The following is a 999-nucleotide window of genomic DNA, read 5'->3' on the forward strand; positions in this document are numbered from 1 at the left end:
AACCTGGGGTTGGATCACCTCCTTACACTATAGGTATCACTTTTGTGATGCAGTGTTCACACAGATTGTTTTGTTGTCGATAAAGAAGAGCAAAAAGATGTGCTTGGGTAACAAGCAACTATTGCTAAAGCGAATGCAGAAGCAAGAAATAGGCTTGTAGCTCAGCTGGTTAGAGCGCACCCCTGATAAGGGTGAGGTCGGCAGTTCAAGTCTGCCCAAGCCTACCAAATCTTTCCTACTCTGCGTTATTGAGTTCGTCGTTAAGGATCTTAACGTCCTCACTCAATGCCTTGATTAGAAAAGATTCCAGTTTCGTAGTAAAGATTGAGACGAACTGGCCGAAGATTCATCATCTTCAACCTTATTTACGAGTTTTATATTGTATATAAGGGGCTATAGCTCAGCTGGGAGAGCGCCTGCCTTGCACGCAGGAGGTCAGCAGTTCGATCCTGCTTAGCTCCACCACTTTCTAGAAGAAAGTGATTGCTCGAATAAAAGGAATTAGCCTTAATCAATGGATGTTGTATTAGCATGTATTGATTAGGGTTTTTTAAACCTTAAGACGCGGCGCGTAGCGCCAAGTCAAATGTTCTTTAACAATTTGGAAAGCTGATAAAAGTAATCAAAACTAAAGAGTAATATTGAAGATTTATCTTCAAGCGTACTCTATCTGATTTTATGATTAGAACTTGTCACGCATATAACAAGCTCTTAAGTGAGCACCTTTGATTTGTGAATAAAAAGGCGCAAATCAAACCGAAGGTAACCGTTAATCATTCATGTCTTTAACGGGATAACGAAGGTATTTGGGGTTGTATGGTTAAGTGACTAAGCGTATACGGTGGATGCCTAGGCAGTTAGAGGCGATGAAGGACGTGTAAGTCTGCGAAAAGCTGTGGTGAGTTGACAAAACGCATTTTAGCCACAGATGTCCGAATGGGGGAACCCAGTGCATTTATGCATTATCTGCAACTGAATACATAGGTTGTAGAGGCAAAC

The 999-nt window shown here is 41.5% G+C and carries 2 tRNA genes and 1 rRNA gene; all 3 read left to right on the top strand.

The features are described from left to right. Positions 1-150 precede the first annotated feature (150 nt). A tRNA-Ile gene (locus Q4574_RS21430) sits at positions 151-227 on the top strand. Positions 228-389: 162 nt separating this feature from the next. Further along, a tRNA-Ala gene (locus Q4574_RS21435) sits at positions 390-465 on the top strand. A gap of 353 nt (positions 466-818) precedes the next feature. Then, a 23S ribosomal RNA gene (locus Q4574_RS21440) occupies positions 819-999 on the top strand; the annotation flags it as partial.

It is taken from the genome of Aliiglaciecola sp. 3_MG-2023 (assembly GCF_030548205.1).
Taxonomy (GTDB): domain Bacteria; phylum Pseudomonadota; class Gammaproteobacteria; order Enterobacterales; family Alteromonadaceae; genus Aliiglaciecola.